The 17,189-nt window shown below is 43.7% G+C and carries 11 protein-coding genes; 9 read left to right on the top strand and 2 right to left on the bottom strand.

Annotated elements, in window-relative coordinates:
- Positions 1-56: 56 nt before the first annotated feature.
- The 3 genes from msrA to ACEN9X_RS23150 all read left to right on the top strand — a co-directional run bounded on the left by msrA (position 57) and on the right by ACEN9X_RS23150 (position 2,550).
- The gene (gene msrA / locus ACEN9X_RS23140) at positions 57-665 is read left to right on the top strand and encodes a peptide-methionine (S)-S-oxide reductase MsrA (protein ID WP_413667371.1); all 609 of its coding nucleotides are present in this window, start codon (positions 57-59) and stop codon (positions 663-665) included.
- Positions 665-1,183 (top strand): peptide-methionine (R)-S-oxide reductase MsrB, encoded by a 519-nt coding sequence (msrB, locus tag ACEN9X_RS23145; RefSeq protein WP_413667372.1) that lies wholly within the window; start codon positions 665-667, stop codon positions 1,181-1,183. Before msrA ends, msrB begins: the two co-directional genes overlap by 1 nt.
- 335 nt (positions 1,184-1,518) lie before the next feature.
- Positions 1,519-2,550 carry a class I fructose-bisphosphate aldolase gene (locus ACEN9X_RS23150; RefSeq protein WP_413667373.1) on the top strand — a complete coding sequence of 344 codons (1,032 nt, stop codon included), beginning with the start codon at positions 1,519-1,521 and terminating at the stop codon, positions 2,548-2,550.
- 47 nt (positions 2,551-2,597) lie between these two features.
- On the opposite strand, the gene ACEN9X_RS23155 is transcribed toward ACEN9X_RS23150, so the two are convergent.
- Together ACEN9X_RS23155 and ACEN9X_RS23160 are read right to left on the bottom strand one after the other, a co-directional pair.
- Complete coding sequence (locus tag ACEN9X_RS23155) at positions 2,598-3,695, bottom strand: alginate lyase family protein (RefSeq protein WP_413667374.1); 1,098 nt, start codon at positions 3,693-3,695, stop codon at positions 2,598-2,600.
- A gap of 7 nt (positions 3,696-3,702) precedes the next feature.
- On the bottom strand, positions 3,703-5,265 hold the full coding sequence (locus ACEN9X_RS23160; RefSeq protein WP_413667375.1) for a M20/M25/M40 family metallo-hydrolase: 1,563 nt from the start codon (positions 5,263-5,265) through the stop codon (positions 3,703-3,705).
- Between the two features lie 207 nt (positions 5,266-5,472).
- Here ACEN9X_RS23160 and ACEN9X_RS23165 point away from each other — a divergent pair, with 207 nt between their 5' ends.
- From ACEN9X_RS23165 to ACEN9X_RS23190, 6 genes are all read left to right on the top strand, one after another.
- Entirely contained in the window at positions 5,473-6,759 is a 1,287-nt protein-coding gene (locus ACEN9X_RS23165; RefSeq protein WP_413667376.1) for an esterase-like activity of phytase family protein, read from the top strand.
- A gap of 416 nt (positions 6,760-7,175) precedes the next feature.
- A complete protein-coding gene (locus ACEN9X_RS23170) occupies positions 7,176-10,355 on the top strand; it encodes a SusC/RagA family TonB-linked outer membrane protein (protein WP_413667377.1) in 3,180 nt (1,059 codons plus the stop codon).
- Between the two features lie 27 nt (positions 10,356-10,382).
- Positions 10,383-12,002, top strand: coding sequence for a RagB/SusD family nutrient uptake outer membrane protein (locus ACEN9X_RS23175; protein WP_413667378.1), 1,620 nt, complete (start codon positions 10,383-10,385; stop codon positions 12,000-12,002).
- Positions 12,003-12,236: 234 nt separating this feature from the next.
- The gene (locus ACEN9X_RS23180) at positions 12,237-14,072 is read left to right on the top strand and encodes a family 16 glycoside hydrolase (protein ID WP_413667379.1); all 1,836 of its coding nucleotides are present in this window, start codon (positions 12,237-12,239) and stop codon (positions 14,070-14,072) included.
- Between the two features lie 12 nt (positions 14,073-14,084).
- Positions 14,085-16,049 (top strand): hypothetical protein, encoded by a 1,965-nt coding sequence (locus tag ACEN9X_RS23185; RefSeq protein ID WP_413667380.1) that lies wholly within the window; start codon positions 14,085-14,087, stop codon positions 16,047-16,049.
- A gap of 85 nt (positions 16,050-16,134) precedes the next feature.
- Positions 16,135-16,905 carry a DUF1080 domain-containing protein gene (locus tag ACEN9X_RS23190; RefSeq protein WP_413667381.1) on the top strand — a complete coding sequence of 257 codons (771 nt, stop codon included), beginning with the start codon at positions 16,135-16,137 and terminating at the stop codon, positions 16,903-16,905.
- Positions 16,906-17,189: the final 284 nt, after the last annotated feature.

Below are 17,189 nucleotides of genomic sequence, written 5' to 3' on the forward strand. Positions count from 1 at the left end.
TGTTTTTTACGTTAGTTGCTGTAGATACGCATCGTATTAAAACCTATTTGATATACATGAAAAAAGTAATTTGTTCAGTAGCCGTGTTATTAACGGCATGTTTCTCTGTTTTTGCGTCGGTTCCTAAAAAAGGTTTGGATACGGCCACTTTTGCCACAGGCTGCTTTTGGTGTACCGAAGCCAAGTTTCAGCAATTGAAAGGGGTTGAAAAAGTGATCTCCGGATTTTCCGGCGGGCATGTGGCCAATCCATCTTATGAGCTGGTTTGCACCGGTACAACCGGCCATGCCGAAGCTTGTAATATTATCTACGATCCCTCAAAGATCACTTATGATGAACTGCTCGCCGCGTTTTTTGTAGCCCATGACCCAACACAACTAAACAGGCAGGGAAATGATGTGGGTACACAATACCGCTCTGCTATATTTTATCATAATGCCCTGCAAAAGCAAAAGGCCCAATATTACATCACTAAACTGAACGCCGAAAAAGCTTATAAAGATCCAATAGTAACGCAAGTGGTGCCATACAAAGCTTTTTACAAGGCTGAAGACTATCACCAGAACTATTTTAACCAGAACGGCAGCCAGCCTTACTGTAAATATGTGATCCAGCCCGAGTTGGAAAAATTTAAAAAGGTGTTTAAAGATAAACTGAAGCAATAATGAAAGCGGTATATATTATAGCAGCCTTGTTCTGTTACGCTACAGGAGTATTTGCACAGCAGCTCAAAACAATAAAAGGGCACGAGAACAATCCATATTATTCTAACACTGACACCAAACATTTAAACGTGTCAAATGCTGAATGGAAGAAGATCCTGCCGCCTGCTTTATACGCCACAGCAAGGGAGCAGGAAACAGAACGGGCATTTACCGGCAAATACTGGAATAAGGATACCAAGGGAACCTATTATTGCGCAGTATGCGGTAACAAGCTTTTCCGCTCGGATGCCAAATTTGCAAGTGATTGCGGCTGGCCAAGTTTTTATGAGCCGGTACGCAAAAACAGCGTGATCTACAAAGAAGATAATTCATATGGTATGCAGCGCACCGAGGTACTTTGTGCCCGTTGTGATTCGCACCTGGGACATATATTTGATGACGGTCCACCGCCAACCTATAAAAGGTTTTGTATGAACTCTGTATCGCTTGATTTTGTGCCGGAGGGGTTTGGGTTGTAGCCTGATAATATCGGCTAACTGAAGGGGAAATTATGTCATTGCCGTCGACTTTAGTCGACGGTTAAAGAAACTAAATAAAGGGCTTTAGCCCAAATGCCGCATGCATTTGGGCTAAAGCCCTTTGCTTTTAAGCACTATCCCGTTGACTAAAGTCAACGACAATGAATTATTTTACGGGATACCCGAGATCGGCTTTTTTACCGGTATTTCGAAGTTTTGTTACATCAATTCACCAGTTAAAGTCATCTATACGTAAACCTGCAATATTCCCTGCACTGCTTAAAACAAGTATGAATTAACTTGTGTTTATCCACCAATAATCAAGCAAATTACTTATGGAACTGCAAAGCCTGAAAGATATCGCAAAACAGCTGATGGCCGGGAATAAAGGCCTTTTAGCCATGGACGAAAGTACCGCCACCTGCAACAAACGATTTAAAGCGCTCAATATTCCGCAAACGGAAGAATATCGCCGTAAATACCGCGACCTGATCGTGAACACGCCGAGACTGGAGGAAGCTATAAGCGGGGCCATTTTGTTTGATGAAACGATAAGGCAAAGTACTGCAGATGGTAAACTGTTTGTTGATATCCTGAAGGAAAAAGGAATTATTCCGGGTATTAAGGTAGATGAAAGCGCAAGGGACATGGATGGGTTCCCCGGCGAAAAAATAACTGAAGGATTGGACGGTTTGCCTGAACGCCTGGCCGAATATTATAAATTGGGTGCCCGCTTCGCCAAATGGCGTGCAGTGATTACCATAGGTGAAAACACGCCTACAAGCGGTAGTATCAAAGCCAATGCATTTTTGCTGGCCCGTTACGCGATCATTTGCCAGGAGGCAGGTATTGTGCCCATTGTAGAGCCTGAAGTTTTGATGGACGGTGATCATTCACTTCAAACCTGTGCCGATGTAACCAATGAGGTTTTGCATACGGTATTTAACCAGTTGTACCAGCAAAGGGTGAATTTTGAAGGAATGATACTGAAGCCCAATATGATTGTGCCCGGTATTAAAGCCCCACAGCAGGATAGCGCAGATGTGGTGGCCGACACTACCATCAACTGTTTTTTACGCTGTGTACCAGCCTCTGTACCCGGCATCGCGTTCCTTTCGGGCGGGCAATCTCCCGAACTGGCATCTGAGCGTTTAAACGCTATGCATGTACGTTTCAAAGATAAAATGCCCTGGGCTTTAACATTCTCGTATTCAAGAGCTGTACAGCAACCCGCGTTGGAAAAATGGGCAGGGAAGGATGAAAATATTGAAGAGGCGCAAAGGTTATTATATGAGCGTGCACATATCAATACCATAGCCCGCGATGGCAAATATACACCGGAGCTGGAAAAGCACCCGGTAGCATAAAACAAGAAAGCCGCCTTATTCGGGCGGCTTTCTTGTTTTATGTAGGTTTATAATCCTTTAACTTTGTAATGGGTATAAGTAGTAAAACCTAAAAATGTATTATCAATAGGGACGCCAAGCGGAGCCTGTAATTTTCTCAAATACTTTAGGTTATCGGTATTGTAGTGTCCATAGGCAACTTCGACTCCGGGAAAAATGCGGCTGTTTAAATCGCAGTAATCACAGCCCGTTTTTTGCTCGTAAGCTTTCCGCATAAAATCATAGCCAAGGCTGATATTTTTATTGCTGATCTCCCATAAACTATTATCACCCTGTATTTTGGCAATGGCGGCAGCATAAGCATAGGCCGTTAGCGAGTATTGGTAATGAACACAATCTTTACGCACACAAAGCTCGGGTAGGGTGCCATCCGGTTGAATGACGTTTGGCAATTCTTTTACTAAAAGGTCATAGCCGGCACGATAAGCAGTATCGTTATTTAAAAATACGCCGATAGCCATTTTAGCATATCCTGCCGATGCATCCCAGTTATTTTTATAATCGGGGATCTTATTGATGTAATTATCCTTTACATCAACAAGGTACTTGCTGAACTGCTCAATGTCAGCAGTAGCCCATCCGGCAGATTTGCCCTTTACCTTATAATGCCTGATGATCTCCGCTGCAGCCACAAAGCTTGGCGTTGTCCATGAGGCTTCCAGATCGGGCTGGTTAGGATTGGTTTTTCCTGCCAGCAGGCCATAATCCTTAAAAGCGTAAGCCCATCCGTTCAGTAAGCCGATTGCCTTCTTAGCATAGTCTGCATTGCCGGTAGCAGCCCATGTCAATGCAAATGCGTAAACCAGTTCGCAATCCTTCCTGATCTGCGTTTTTGAAGGCGATGTTGCCCCGTTTGAACCAACTACGATGGTTGATGGAAACGAAGACGGGTATTCATGATCCTTAATAAAATCAAGCACTTTTTGATAGGCAGCGGTTCGCATAGTGTCACCTGCTTTTAGTTGGGCACTGATGAAATCCAAACTGGCCCTGGTATTTAAAATACCAGGGTGCACAAATTTGGTTTTATTGTTTTCCTGCGCTTTCAGACTGAAGCTAAAGAGCATCAGGAGGGATGCAAGCAAGGTTATTTTACAGTGTCTCATCTTCAGCCTACTTATCCAATCCGCCGCGGCGCGTAGCTTTAACCTGTGCAGGCCATTTAATGCCTTCGGTTTTGGTGTTAACGGTTTTTTGCGGGTCCTCGCTGGCCATATAAGCCATGATGGCAGCTAAAATGGCGTTGTTTTTCAGGTCATCAAAAACAACCTTATCATAAGTATCACGGTTGGTATGCCATGTGTATGATCCGTACGACCAGTTAAGTGAGCTTAATGAAAAGCCAGGTGCACCAACTGCTACAAACGATGCGAAGTCAGATCCGCCACCTCCAGGTTGCCCCGGAAAGTTTGTTTTGATCCGCTTTTTGATGGTATCAGGTACAGCGGCAAGCCATCTGCTTAAATAATCCTTAGCTTCAACAAAGCCCTGGCCGGTAAGGTTCACTACGCGGCCTGTACCGTTATCCTGGTTAAACAATGCCTGCAGATTACTCACAATTTCGGGATGGTCCTCAACAAAAGCACGTGAGCCGTTCAGTCCTTCTTCTTCGCTGCCCCAGTGACCTACCAATATGGTACGTTTTGGATGCGGATAGAACTTTTTCAACAGGCGCATAGCCTCCATCATAGTCAGGGTGCCTGTGCCGTTATCGGTAGCGCCGGTGCCGCCATCCCATGAATCAAAGTGGGCGCTTAGCATTACATACTCATTAGGTTTTTCGGTTCCTTTAATCTCGGCAATGGTATTAAAGGTTGGCACTACGCCCAGTTCTTTTGATTCGCAATGGATACTGATCACAGGTTTGCTACCAGATTCGCTCAGGCGATATAGCATACCATAATCTTCCAGCGAAATATCAACCGTAGGTACAATTTTGGTATAGGCAGCGAAGATCTTATCAACCCCAAACCCTGCCGACCAGTTATTGGTCAGGATGCCTGCTGCGCCCGCGTTTTCTAAAGCTACAGGCAATGTTTTATTGGTAAAGCCTGTTTTGCTGATGCGTTTTTTCCATGCATCAGTTTGGGCCGTACGGTCAGCTTTCATCTTATCAAATGACTCTTTCAGGGCAAACTCCTGCCAGTTATAATCGGGCCTGCCCGTTGGCTGCAGCATGGAGATCATTACAAACTTACCTTTAACATTGGGCAGCCATTGCTGAAAGGCTACAGAATCGGCCACATCCGGCAGGATAATTACTTCGGCAGTGGTGGTTTTTTTGCCCATGCCCGGGCTCCAGGCCAGTTGCGTGCCTTCTAATGATTTTACCCTTGGCGATACCATATCAATATGCGAAATGCCGCGTTCCCATCCGCGCCATTCGCCCCATTTTTCGTTTTTTGCCTGAATGTCCCAACTTTTATATTTAGCTACCGCCCAGTCGTTAGCCTGTTTCATTTGCGGTGTGCCAACCAAGCGGGGGCCGATGCCGTCAAACAATTCGTGCGCCAGCTTTTCCAGCTGTGAGTTGCTGGTTTCCTCATTCATGATGCTGTTGATAACCGGATTTGTTGATTGTGCCGAAGCTATGCCGCTGCAAAGCAGCATACCAAGAACAAGAGGCTTTGTCTTGTTCCACAGGTTGTTGCAGGTATGATGGTAAATATGTTTCATAGTGCCTAAATTATGAAAAAGTAGTCGCGGTAATACGTTTTATCCAAATTGATATTGCCAGGTAACATAATTATTGCAAAACGTTAAGTTGTTAATAGATTAATATCGAACAGGGTTTGTGCTTTTAGATTAAATTATTGTTATTGAATTAACAATAGGTTTACACGTTGCGGGTTCTTTTGTAAAAGTTAATCAATCACAGATCAAATGAAAAAACAACTACTTGGCGTCATTGCCGTATCGGCGGTGATCCTTTCATCCTGTCATGACGATAATAAGGTCAATCCATTCAGCTATCCTGATATGGCCGAGGCTCAAAACCCGGCAGTGCTTTTCACTACAGCCGATGGCGTAAAGGTGTATAACGGTGGCTTTGGTTCGGCGGTTGCGGCTGATCCAAAACAGAAAGATGTATTTTATCTGCTTACTGACCGGGGTTCAAATGTTGCCGGTCAAACAGCAAATTCAATCATTATTGGTAAACCGGATTTTGATCCGCAGATAGGTAAATTCAGGCTCACAGAAGGTAAGCTCTTTTTAGAACAAACTATTGAACTTAAAAACGCCAACGGCGGCAAATTGAACGGGCTGCCAAATCCTGCAGGCATGGGGGCCTCCGGCGAAATTCCTTTTGACCTGAGTGGAAATCAACTGTCGCCAAGTGCAGACGGGATCGATTCGGAAGGTTTGGTTTTGGCAGCCGATGGTACTTTTTGGGTAAGCGATGAATACGGCCCGCATATAGTGCATTTTGATGTCAATGGCAAAACCATCGAGCGCATTAACCCTTACGGATCAGGAACCGGTGGCCGTAAAATCCCGGCTGTATTTGCTACCCGCAGGGCCAACCGCGGCATGGAAGGTTTGGCCATTACGCCTGATGGCAAAACACTGGTAGGCATGATGCAATCGCCAATGTACAACCCATCTAAAGCAAAAGTTGCTAACTCAACTGTATTACGCATCCTTACTTTTGATATTACTACGGGGGCCACAAAACAGTATGCTTACCTTATGGACAACACCTCGTTAACAGGAGTAAGCGATATAACTGCTGTTAGCGCAACCACGTTTTTAACCATTGAACGCGACGGCAATTTTGGCGGCGCACCAACCAACCCGGCTATGTTTAAAAAGGTGTTTAAAATAGATCTTAGCAATGCAACCGATATTTCTGACCCGGCCAATGGCGCCAACGGCAAATTATATGGAGGAAAAACTGTTGAAGAGCTTAATGACGCTGCCGGTTTGCAGGCAGCCGGTATTACTCCGGTTACCAAAACCCAGGTGCTTGATCTGTTAAAAGATTTGCCAACCGTTTATCCGCATGATAAAGCGGAAGGTTTGGCCTTGCTGCCCGGCAATATTCTGGCAATATCTAACGATGATGACTTCGGCGTTGTCGATAATGGTAAAAATGGTTTTGCAGCTAAGATCTTACCAGCCACTAATTCGGTTGACAGGAACCGGATTTATTTTGTGAAGCTTAAATAGGGGGGTAAAAGTTAAAAAATGATTAATGCCTTTCGGTTAGCACCGGAAGGCATTTTTGTTTATACGACTTGCAGGGCGTTAGGGTAATGTTTTGAAATTAAAATGAATTTTACTGTTAAAATAACATTTATTCAATGATTTAATTTTAACATTGGTATATATTATTTTATCACGATGACGATAATATATTGCCTTTTGATTTTATTTTCAATATTTAACTAATTGATAATTAGTTATTTGTAATTTTTAATTTCTATTTTTAACTTATGTTAAAATAATACAAAAAACCACTCATATCGTATTACAATCGATTGAGGCCTCTGGCTACATTTACTTAGCATATAATCTCTTTGGCAATAACTGTTAAAAAGTGATTATCTGCTTCAAACCAATTTTAACAATTTAAAGTAAAATGTATGAGAGGAAAACTACGCATTAAAAAAGTTGTGGCCTTCATCTGCTTAAATTTATCGCTTGTGCTGATAAGTTTTTCAGGTTATGCTCAAAGCAAACAGGTAACCGGTAAAATTACCGGTTCGGATAACGGGCTCCCTTTACCCGGAGTTACTGTTAAGATAAAAGGCAGCACGCAAGCTGCCGGCTCTAAGCCCGACGGTACTTACTCAATAATGGCCGGAAGTAATGAAACGCTTGTTTTTAGCTTTGTTGGTTTCTTAAGCCAGGAAGTTGCCATTAACGGCAGGTCGGTTGTCAATGTATCATTAGTGCCCGACAATAAAACCCTTACAGAGGTTGTTGTTGTTGGTTATGGTACCACCAAACGTAAAGATTTAACTGGTTCGGTTAGTTCGGTTACTGCCGAGCAAATCGCTAAAGTGCCTGTTACTGCTTTGGATCAGGCTTTGCAAGGCCGTTCATCAGGTGTGCAGGTTACTAATAATGATGGTGCACCGGGTGGTGGCGTTAGCGTACAGATCAGGGGTATTGGTAGTTTAGGGAATAATGATCCGTTATATGTAGTGGACGGTTATCCTATTACCGGCGGCCTTAACAATATCAACCCAAATGATATTGCTTCAATGGATGTATTAAAAGATGCATCTGCTACAGCTATTTACGGTGTGAGGGCATCAAATGGTGTTGTTATCATCACAACCAAAAAAGGTAAAAAAGATGGCGTACAGGTATCATTAGATGCTTATGCCTCTCTTCAATCCGAGCCTAAAAAATATAAAGTGCTTAATGCACAGCAATGGGCTACATTGGCAAATGAAGTTCATGCTGCCGAAGGTTTTACCGAACTGCCTGAATGGAGCACTCCATCATCTTTGCACAATGTTGATTGGCAAAATGCGGTTTATCGTAAAGGCTTGAAACAAGATTATAACCTTGCTATCCGCGGTGGGAATGATAAAATCCAATCAGCTTTTTCTGCCGGCTATTATGATCAGAAGGGTATAGTACTTGGCTCATTCTTTAAAAGGATCAACCTTGGCATGAACATCGATTATAATATCGCCAATTGGTTAAAATCATCAACAAGCGCTAAATTCTCAAGGCAAAATACCAAAAATCCATTCGGAACAGGTTCATTAGCACAATTAAGCCAGCTGATCCCTACGCTTGATGGCGGTAATAAGCTTACCAATGAAATTAAAGATTCAAAAGGCAACTATGGTTTCTTTAACCCGGTAAATATTTATACTAAAAGCTGGAATAACCCTGTTTACTCTATCGAAACACAGGATATCAAAAATTTACAGAATTACTTTTTAGGTTCTACCTCCTTAGAGGCTACTTTATTTGAAGGCCTGAAAATCAAAAGTAATTTAGGTATCAATACCAGTGATTTTTCAGGTTATTATTTTCAGCCTGAAGATAACAGGTCAAGCGAGCAATACAATTTAGGTGGTGCAAACCAGCTAAGTGTTTATTCACAAAATGCAAGCAATACATTTGAATGGCTGTGGGAAAACACCATTTCGTACAGCAAAACATTTGGTCAGCATGCCATTGATTTTGTAGGTGGTGTATCTGAACAGGAAAATACCGGCAGACAAATAGGTGGCAGCGGTAATAACCTGCCAAGTAACTCCATCAGGGATTTAAGCCAGGTACAAAATCTTGTTGCTTATGGCGGTCAGCAAACCTACTCGCTGGCATCGCAGTTTGCAAGGTTAAACTACAAGTTTGCCGATAAATATTTGCTTACAGCTACTGTAAGGCGCGATGGTTCGTCTAAATTTTACACGGGGCATAAATACGGTACTTTTCCATCTGGTTCATTAGCCTGGAAAGCCAAAGAAGAATCGTTTTTAAAGAATGTTAACTGGCTGTCTGACTTGAAATTCCGTGGTAGCTACGGTACAGTTGGTAACCAGTCAAGCATTGGCCTTTTCCAATATCTGGCACGTTATACTTCGGGCGGCCCGGCTACTTCCGGTTCAAACGTTGGTTACCCTTTTGGCAAGATTTACCAGAGCGGTTTAGCACTTACCAATCTTGACAATGTTAACTTAAAATGGGAAACATCAAAGCAAACCGATATTGGTATGGATGTAGCTTTCCTGAATAACAGCTTAACTTTAACTGTTGATTATTATAAAAAAGATTCAAAAGATTTCTTATTAAACCTGCTTACTCCGGCCCAAACCGGTTTTACATCGGCAACACAAAACGCGGGCAGTATCAGTAATAAAGGTTTTGAGTTTGCTTTAAACTACAGGCATACCATCAGAGATTTTAACTATGGTTTAGGGTTAAACATTACCACTGTTAGCAATAAATTGGTGAGTATAAACAAAAACACTCAATTTATTACCAACCTGGTTAACCTGCCGCTGCCTGCTAACGGTTGGTCAACCTTTAGCGAAACAAATATAGGCCAGCCGGTAGGCGAGTTTTATGGCTACCAGTCATTGGGTATATTCCAAACACAGGCCGAAATTGATGCACTGAATGCTAAATCGCCTACGGGGCATTATCAGGTGGCTACTACACAGCCCGGCGACCGTAAGTTTAAAGATATCAATGGCGATGGCCAGATCACTGCCGATGACCGCACCAGTTTAGGAAGCCCGATCCCTAAATTTTATGGCGGCTTCAATATCGATCTGTCTTATAAATCCTTTGATTTCAATGCATTCTTCTACGGTAGCTATGGTAACAAAATTTTCAACTACCAGGAGCGTAACCTTGAAAGTTTCCAGGCACCTGGCTTTGTGGGCGTTGAAAACGTAAGTCAGCAATATTATGAAAACCGCTGGACACCAACCAACCCTTCAAACCGTTTTGCAAGGGCTACCTACAATGATGATGTTAGCGCTAATAACGTAGCCTCAAGTGTATACGTTGAAAATGGCAGTTACCTGCGTTTAAGGAACGTTACGTTTGGTTATACTTTACCTGCGGCACTTACCAAAAAGATGAGTGTTACCAAAATCAGGTTCTATATAGCAGCTCAGAACTTGTTCACGATCACCAAATACACTGGTCTTGATCCGGAAATCGGGCAGGCTACTGGTACCGATCCTATTACTGGTGCTACTATCACAAACCCAACCGGCTCGGGTATCGACTTAGGTACTTATCCGTCATCCAAATTTTACACCTTAGGTTTAAATGTAACTTTCTAACCAAACATTTAACATAACAGTAAAGAAATGAAATTCAACAAGAAATATATATACGTACTTTCAGTTGGACTGGCAGTATTGCTCCCGCTAAGCTGTAAGAAGAACTTTCTGGATCAAACCGATTCGCAACATCCTACGGCAACAACTTTGTTTGATAAACCGGCTGATGGGATAGCCCTTGTAAACGCTATTTATGATACCTATCAAAATGCCGATCTGTTAAAAAAATCGCTTTGGTATTACGCCAATTTCCAATCGCATGATTTTTTCAACTGGGGCAACGACAGGTTTTATAATACCTACGCCATCCCATCAACATTCGGCGCTATTGAGGTGTTTTGGACACGTGCTTATGTTGGTATAGCCCGGGCTAACTCGGCCTTGCCAATCATTGCAAAAATGAAAGCCAACGGTGTTTTAACCGCGGCTCTTGCCGACAGGCTTACCGGCGAAGTTTACTTTTTGCGCGGTATGACCTATTATTACCTGGCTGCAAGCTTTGGTGGTGTTCCGTTGGAGTTAAAGGACGGCACAAACCTTGGCTTAACACCAAGAAGTACACAAGACCAGGTGTTTACCCAAGTGGTATCTGATCTTACTGCTGCTGCTGGTTTATTGCCATGGAAAGAAGCATTGGCAGATGCAGACAAAGGCCGTGCTACTAAAGGTGCTGCATTGGGGTACCTGGGTGCTGCACAAATGTGGTTGAAAAAATATTCTGATGCTTTAACCTCATACAATCAATTAACAGGAAAATATACCTTGCTGCCCAATTTTATTGATGTAAATGAATATGATAAGCAAAACAATGACGAGTCGCTTTTTGAGGTACAGTTTGATGTTGCAGGTACCCAAAGCTGGGGCGCCAGTAACGAGGTAGCCTGGATCAGCACTTTTGGTATGCCCGAAGAGGTAACCAACTTTGGTTATGATTATGCTAATGCTGCTTTGGCAAGCTCATTCCAGGATGGTGATTTACGCAGGGTGGCAACTGTAATTGGCCCCGGCGATGAAAATCCAAGCCCAGGTATCAAAGCTCGCGGCGGTATTAAATCATATCCACTGGTAATTTCGGGTTTTGCAAGCACCGACCCGGCCGTGAAAGCAAAATATACAGGCGATGACGGCAAGATCATCAATACCTGCGGTACAAAAACCCGTCCATGGGTAGGTTCGGATAATTCACAATTGAGGACTGGCTATTACAACGAAAAATTTTGGCGCGATCCTACTTTGGTAGGTAACTCAGGCGATCAAACCATATTTGGTGCCCAAAACCAGGTCTTGTTGCGTTTTGGCGAAGTATTGTTGAGCAAAGCTGAATGCCAGGCACGTACAGGCGACGCTGCCGGCGCATTAGCTACGCTGAAACAGGTTCGTGACCGTGCTTTTGGCGGCTCGGCTCCGTTAACTTTCATCAGTGATGGTAAGGTAATAACCGATCCGCTGCAGATGATTTACAGCGAATACAGGCATGAATTATCAGGCGAGTATTCAACTTTTTATGATTTGAGAAGGGCTGGTGTAGCAACTGATTTTGTGAAGAGTGTTTATGGTGTAACCATACCTGCCGGTCGTGAGTTATATCCAATCCCTCAGTTTGAAATTGGTCTTAACCCTAATTTAACGCAAAACCCGGGGTATTGAAATTTAATTTGATTTAAGAAAAGGGTTTCTTCCAGTCGGGAGAGACCCTTTTTTGTATTTTTCAACCGGGAGTGTTTTACAAGCCGGCTTATTGTATTTGTCTGGCTTGCTTTAAATCGGATATGACAAAATTTTTTCGTAATCGATTGCGTAAATTACTATCTTGCGGGATAAATGTGAGGTCGACATTATTATGCGTCCTTCGCCAATAAACCATATTATAATTAAAAACCAATGCATCGCTTTAACCAATCTCCTAAACTATTTTGTAAAAAAAGGTTTTGGATCGCGTGTGTATGCCTGTTGGGTTGCCAGCAACTCAGGGCGCAGAACGCATTATCTCTCAATGACCTTTCTTTTTTCGATAACCCTTCATCAAACTGGAAAGTAGCGGCTGGTGTACAGGCCGATATTGTGCAGGACGAAGTTTTAACCACTAAAGATGGAAGCGGAACCCTGGTAAACCTGCCCGGAAAAAAGGAAGCTAAAGATCTGTTCACCAAAACTGTTTATGGGGATGCTGATCTGGAGCTTGACTATATGATGGCGAAAGGCTCCAACTCGGGCATTTATTTGCAGGGGCGTTATGAAATTCAGCTTTTAGATAGCTGGGGAACGGTGAACCCTAAATCGGGCGATAATGGCGGCATTTATGAGCGCTGGGACGATAGCAAGCCAGACGGGCAGCAAGGTTATGATGGCCATGCACCAAGGCAAAATGCCAGCCGTGCACCGGGTTTGTGGCAGCACATGAAAATTTCATTCCAGGCGCCGCGTTTTGACGGTAATGGGCAAAAGATCAGCAATGCAAAAGTGCTTTACGTTTGGCTCAACGGTGTTTTGATTCAGGATAATGTGGAGCTTGCCGGGCCAACACGTGGAGCTTTTGATAATAAAGAAGCTGCAACGGGCCCGTTGCGTTTACAGGGAGATCATGGTCCGGTAGCTTTTCGTAACATCAGGATAACCAGCTACGATAAACCGCATCCAACGTTATCAAACCTCAAATATTGGGTTTACAAAGGAGGCGAAATTGCAGGCGATAGTTATAAAAAGCTGAAACCTGAATCTGAAGGGATTTCGCCTGTACTATCTTCAAACCAGAGCAAGCTTAATAATGATTTTTTAATTCGTTACACAGGTAATATACAGATTAAAGAAGCAGGCGAGTACGCCTTTAAACTGAGTGTACCCGGTGGAAAGGGCGTATTTAGGATTAACGGTAGCGATGCAGTTGCATTAGCCGAAAACAGGGGCGATGGAAAGATACAATTGCAACCTGGCGATCATCCATTTGAATTACTCTATTCAAAAACTGTCGATTGGGTTAAACCGGCACTGGGACTTACCGTAGCTGGTCCGGGTGTACGTGAGTATCTGTTAAGCGACGCCAATGTGAGTAATAATGATCCGGTTGATCCTATTTTGATTAATGCTACATCAAACACCATTTTGCGCAGTTTCTCCGATTTGCCGGGTGGTATCAGGGTTACACATGGTGTAAATGTGGGCAGCCCGGAGCTGTTACATTATACTTATGATTTGGATAAAGGAATGATTGTGGAGATCTGGCGCGGTGGCTTTCTGGATGCCACGCCTATGTGGCACGACAGGGGCGATGGCTCATCACGACCTTCCGGTTCTGTTCAATATCTTGGTAAACCTGTTCCCGCAATCGAAAAACTCAGCGATGCAAATGCAGTCTGGGCCATGGATACCGCAGGTACAGGATACAGACCTAAAGGCTATGTTTTAAATGCAGATGATGTTCCAGCTTTTAAATATATCGTTTACGGATCGCCTGTAACTGATGCCAGCAGCGTGATGGATAAAGGCCAAGGCATCCACCGGGAAATAACCCTTGCTAATGCTGTTGATGGATTGTTTTATCATCTCGCTTCGGGAAACATTGAAGCGCTTGGCAACGGATTGTATGCTATTGATGATAAATCATACTATATCCGTATTGATGATGCGGCGGGAGCTAAAGCCGTTGTTCGTGATGCCGGAGGTAAGCAGGAGCTTATCATTCCTATTCAAAAGAAATTAACCTATTCTATTATTTTTTAAGCTGCCCACATCATGAACAATACTTTAAAACAAATGATAAACAGGGGCGCGTTTTTATTTACGCTTTTAATTATCGCGCTGTTGAGCGATATCAAAAATACCTTTGCCCAGGCCGAATCGCCTAAAGAGGATGATTTTTTTAAGATCATGAAAGTGCCTGCCCCCGAAGGCACTATACTTGAAGTTGGCGGTTTGTGCACACTGCCTAATGGTACATTGGCGGTAACAACCCGCCGCGGGGATATATTTATGGTCGAAAATCCAACCGGTCAGCATCCGTTTTTCCGCAAATTTGCTTCGGGTTTGCATGAGGTTTTGGGCGCGGCATGGAAAGAAGGGGCTTTATACGTTGTTCAACGAGGCGAATTAACCAAGCTGGTTGATACCAATATGGATGGCAAGGCCGATGTTTTTGAAACCATTTATGCCTGGCCGTTATCAGGCAATTACCACGAATATAGCTTTGGCCCTAAAATAGCGCCAGATGGCTCATTCTTTGTAACCTTGAATCTTGGCTTCCCGCCCGATTGGTGGCACCCCAAAAGCTTTGTACCTTACAGGGGATGGGCTTTAAATATTAAGGAAGATGGTACAGTTACCCCATGGGCGGCCGGTCTGCGTTCACCATGTGGGATCAGTATGATTGACGGCGAGCTTTGGTATGCCGATAACCAGGGCGACTGGGTAGGCTCGGGCAGTATTATGCCAATTAAAAAAGGTGCATTTATGGGGCACCCATCAAGTTTGGTTTGGACCGGTTTGCCTAATTCGCCATTAAAACTTACGTCCGAACAGTTCTTCGCCAAAAATAATCCGCGGATAGAATTTGATAAAAACGGGCAACCCGTAAAACCACAGGATATAGTGAATGAAAAATTCAAAACTGAATTTGAGGCTAAAAAGGAAATCCCTGAATTGCAGTTACCTGTCGTTTGGTTGCCGCATGGTATCCTGGGGATTTCGAACTCTGAGATAGTGAAAATTCCGGAAGGTGCATTCGGTCCTTTTGCTGGGCAATTGTTGATCTGTGACCAGGGACAAAGTATGATTGACAGGATTTTCCTGGAAAAAGTTAACGGTGAATACCAGGGAGCTGCCTGGGCTTTCAGGAGTGGTTTTCAGTCGGGAATTGTAAGGTTGGCCTGGTTGCCTGATGGTTCATTAGCGGCCGGCGAAACCAACCGGGGATGGGGATCGGCAGGGGAGGCTACCATGGGCTTGCAGCGTTTGGTATGGAATAATAAAGTTCCGTTTGAGATGCGCGCCATCCGCGCCATGCCCGATGGTTTTGAGATAGAGTTTACCAAACCGGTTGATAAAAAGGTGGCTGAAGATCTTGCATCTTATTCGGTAGAAAGCTTTATCTATAAATATCACGGCGTATACGGTAGTCCGCCGGTAAATACCGAGAAATGCCCGATAGTTGGTGTCAAAGTATCAGCAGACGGTTTAAAAGCACGCCTTATTGTAAATAACCTACGTAAATATTACATCCATACCATTACGCTTACGGCTATTCGTGATAATGAAAACTATTTCAATCTCGTGCATCCAACGGCATATTATACATTGAATAACATCCCCGAAGGGCAAAAGCTCTCCATGACAGAAGTTAGTACAGTGAACTCGGCCAAAGCGACAGCTTCAACCGATTTAAAGAAAGGTGTTACCGGGAAAAAGGGTGCCGCTGTAAAACCTGCTGCGGCTGTAAATGCGATTCCTACTTATGCCGAGGTACAGCCCATCCTGTTGAAAAACACCTGTTTGTCGTGTCACAATGCAACAAAAAGACAGGTTGGTCCGGCATATGTTGATGTAGCTAAACGCAAATACAGTGTAGCAGAGCTAGTTCAATTGATCCATAGCCCTAAACCCGAACATTGGCCTGATTATTCAACGCCAATGCCGCCAATGCCGCAGGTGCCTAAGGATGAAGCCAGAAAGATAGCTTTATGGATTAAATCGCTGGCTAAATAATATAGGAGCTTAAAGCTAAAGGCAGAAAGCTAAAAGCTATTTATAAGTTACTGTTTAGGATATTAATGTTTTTATATAAAGTTCAATGAAACACAAGATTATTTTGACTGCTTTATTAGCAGGTAGTTCATTAGCCGCGTTCGCGCAACAAAATGCCAAGCCTGAAGATACCGAGATCTGGTCGCCGGTACCTGCTGTGGTTACACCCGGTAAAACTTTGGGAGATGCCCCGTCCGACGCTATTATTTTGTTTGATGGTAAAAATCTTGATGAATGGGTAGCTACCAACGATTCTACATCAAACCATAAATGGAATGTGGCGGATAAAGTAATTACCGTTGATAAAAGCGCGGGCGATATTCAAACCAAACGAAGATTTATGGATTTTCAGTTGCACATTGAATACCGAATTCCATCAAACATAACCGGCAGCGGACAAGCACGCGGCAACAGTGGTATTTTCCTGGCAGCCCTGCCATGGGGAGCCGGTGGTTACGAACTGCAGGTGTTGGACAATTATAACAATAAAACCTATGTTAACGGACAAGTGGGTAGTTTGTATAAGCAAGCAATTCCGCTGGCAAATGCCTGTCGTAAACCCGGCGAGTGGCAAACTTACGACGTGGTCTGGACGGCTCCGCGTTTTAACGAGGATGGCTCGTTGAAATCGGCAGCGCGTGCTACCGTGTTGCACAATGGTGTACTGGTTCAGAACAATACTTCGTTAATAGGAGACACACCGTATATAGGTAAGCCAGAGTATCGTAAGCATGGCGCTTCGCCAATAAAACTGCAGGCGCATGGCGATAAAAGCGAACCGATCAGCTATAGGAATATTTGGGTAAGGGAACTATAAATAAGTAACGGAACTATAAAAAACGTCATTGCTGAAGTAGGAAGCAATAATGTTTTTTATAGTTTTTCCTCTTGCGCTCGTTTGCAACGAGCGCTTAATATGGTTTGGCGATTGTATCGCCCGTTGCGTTACAAACGCAAACCCACGTTGCGCACTCGTTACAAACGAGCGCGAGATAAAACAAAACTCATGTCATTGCGAGCGTAGCGCGGCAATCGCATGCGCTACAGAGTCGCTCTGCTTCCGTGCGATTGCTTCGTCGTTCCTCCTCGCAATGACATGTT

The organism is Mucilaginibacter sp. Mucisp86, assembly GCF_047324315.1.
Classification (GTDB): Bacteria; Bacteroidota; Bacteroidia; order Sphingobacteriales; family Sphingobacteriaceae; genus Mucilaginibacter.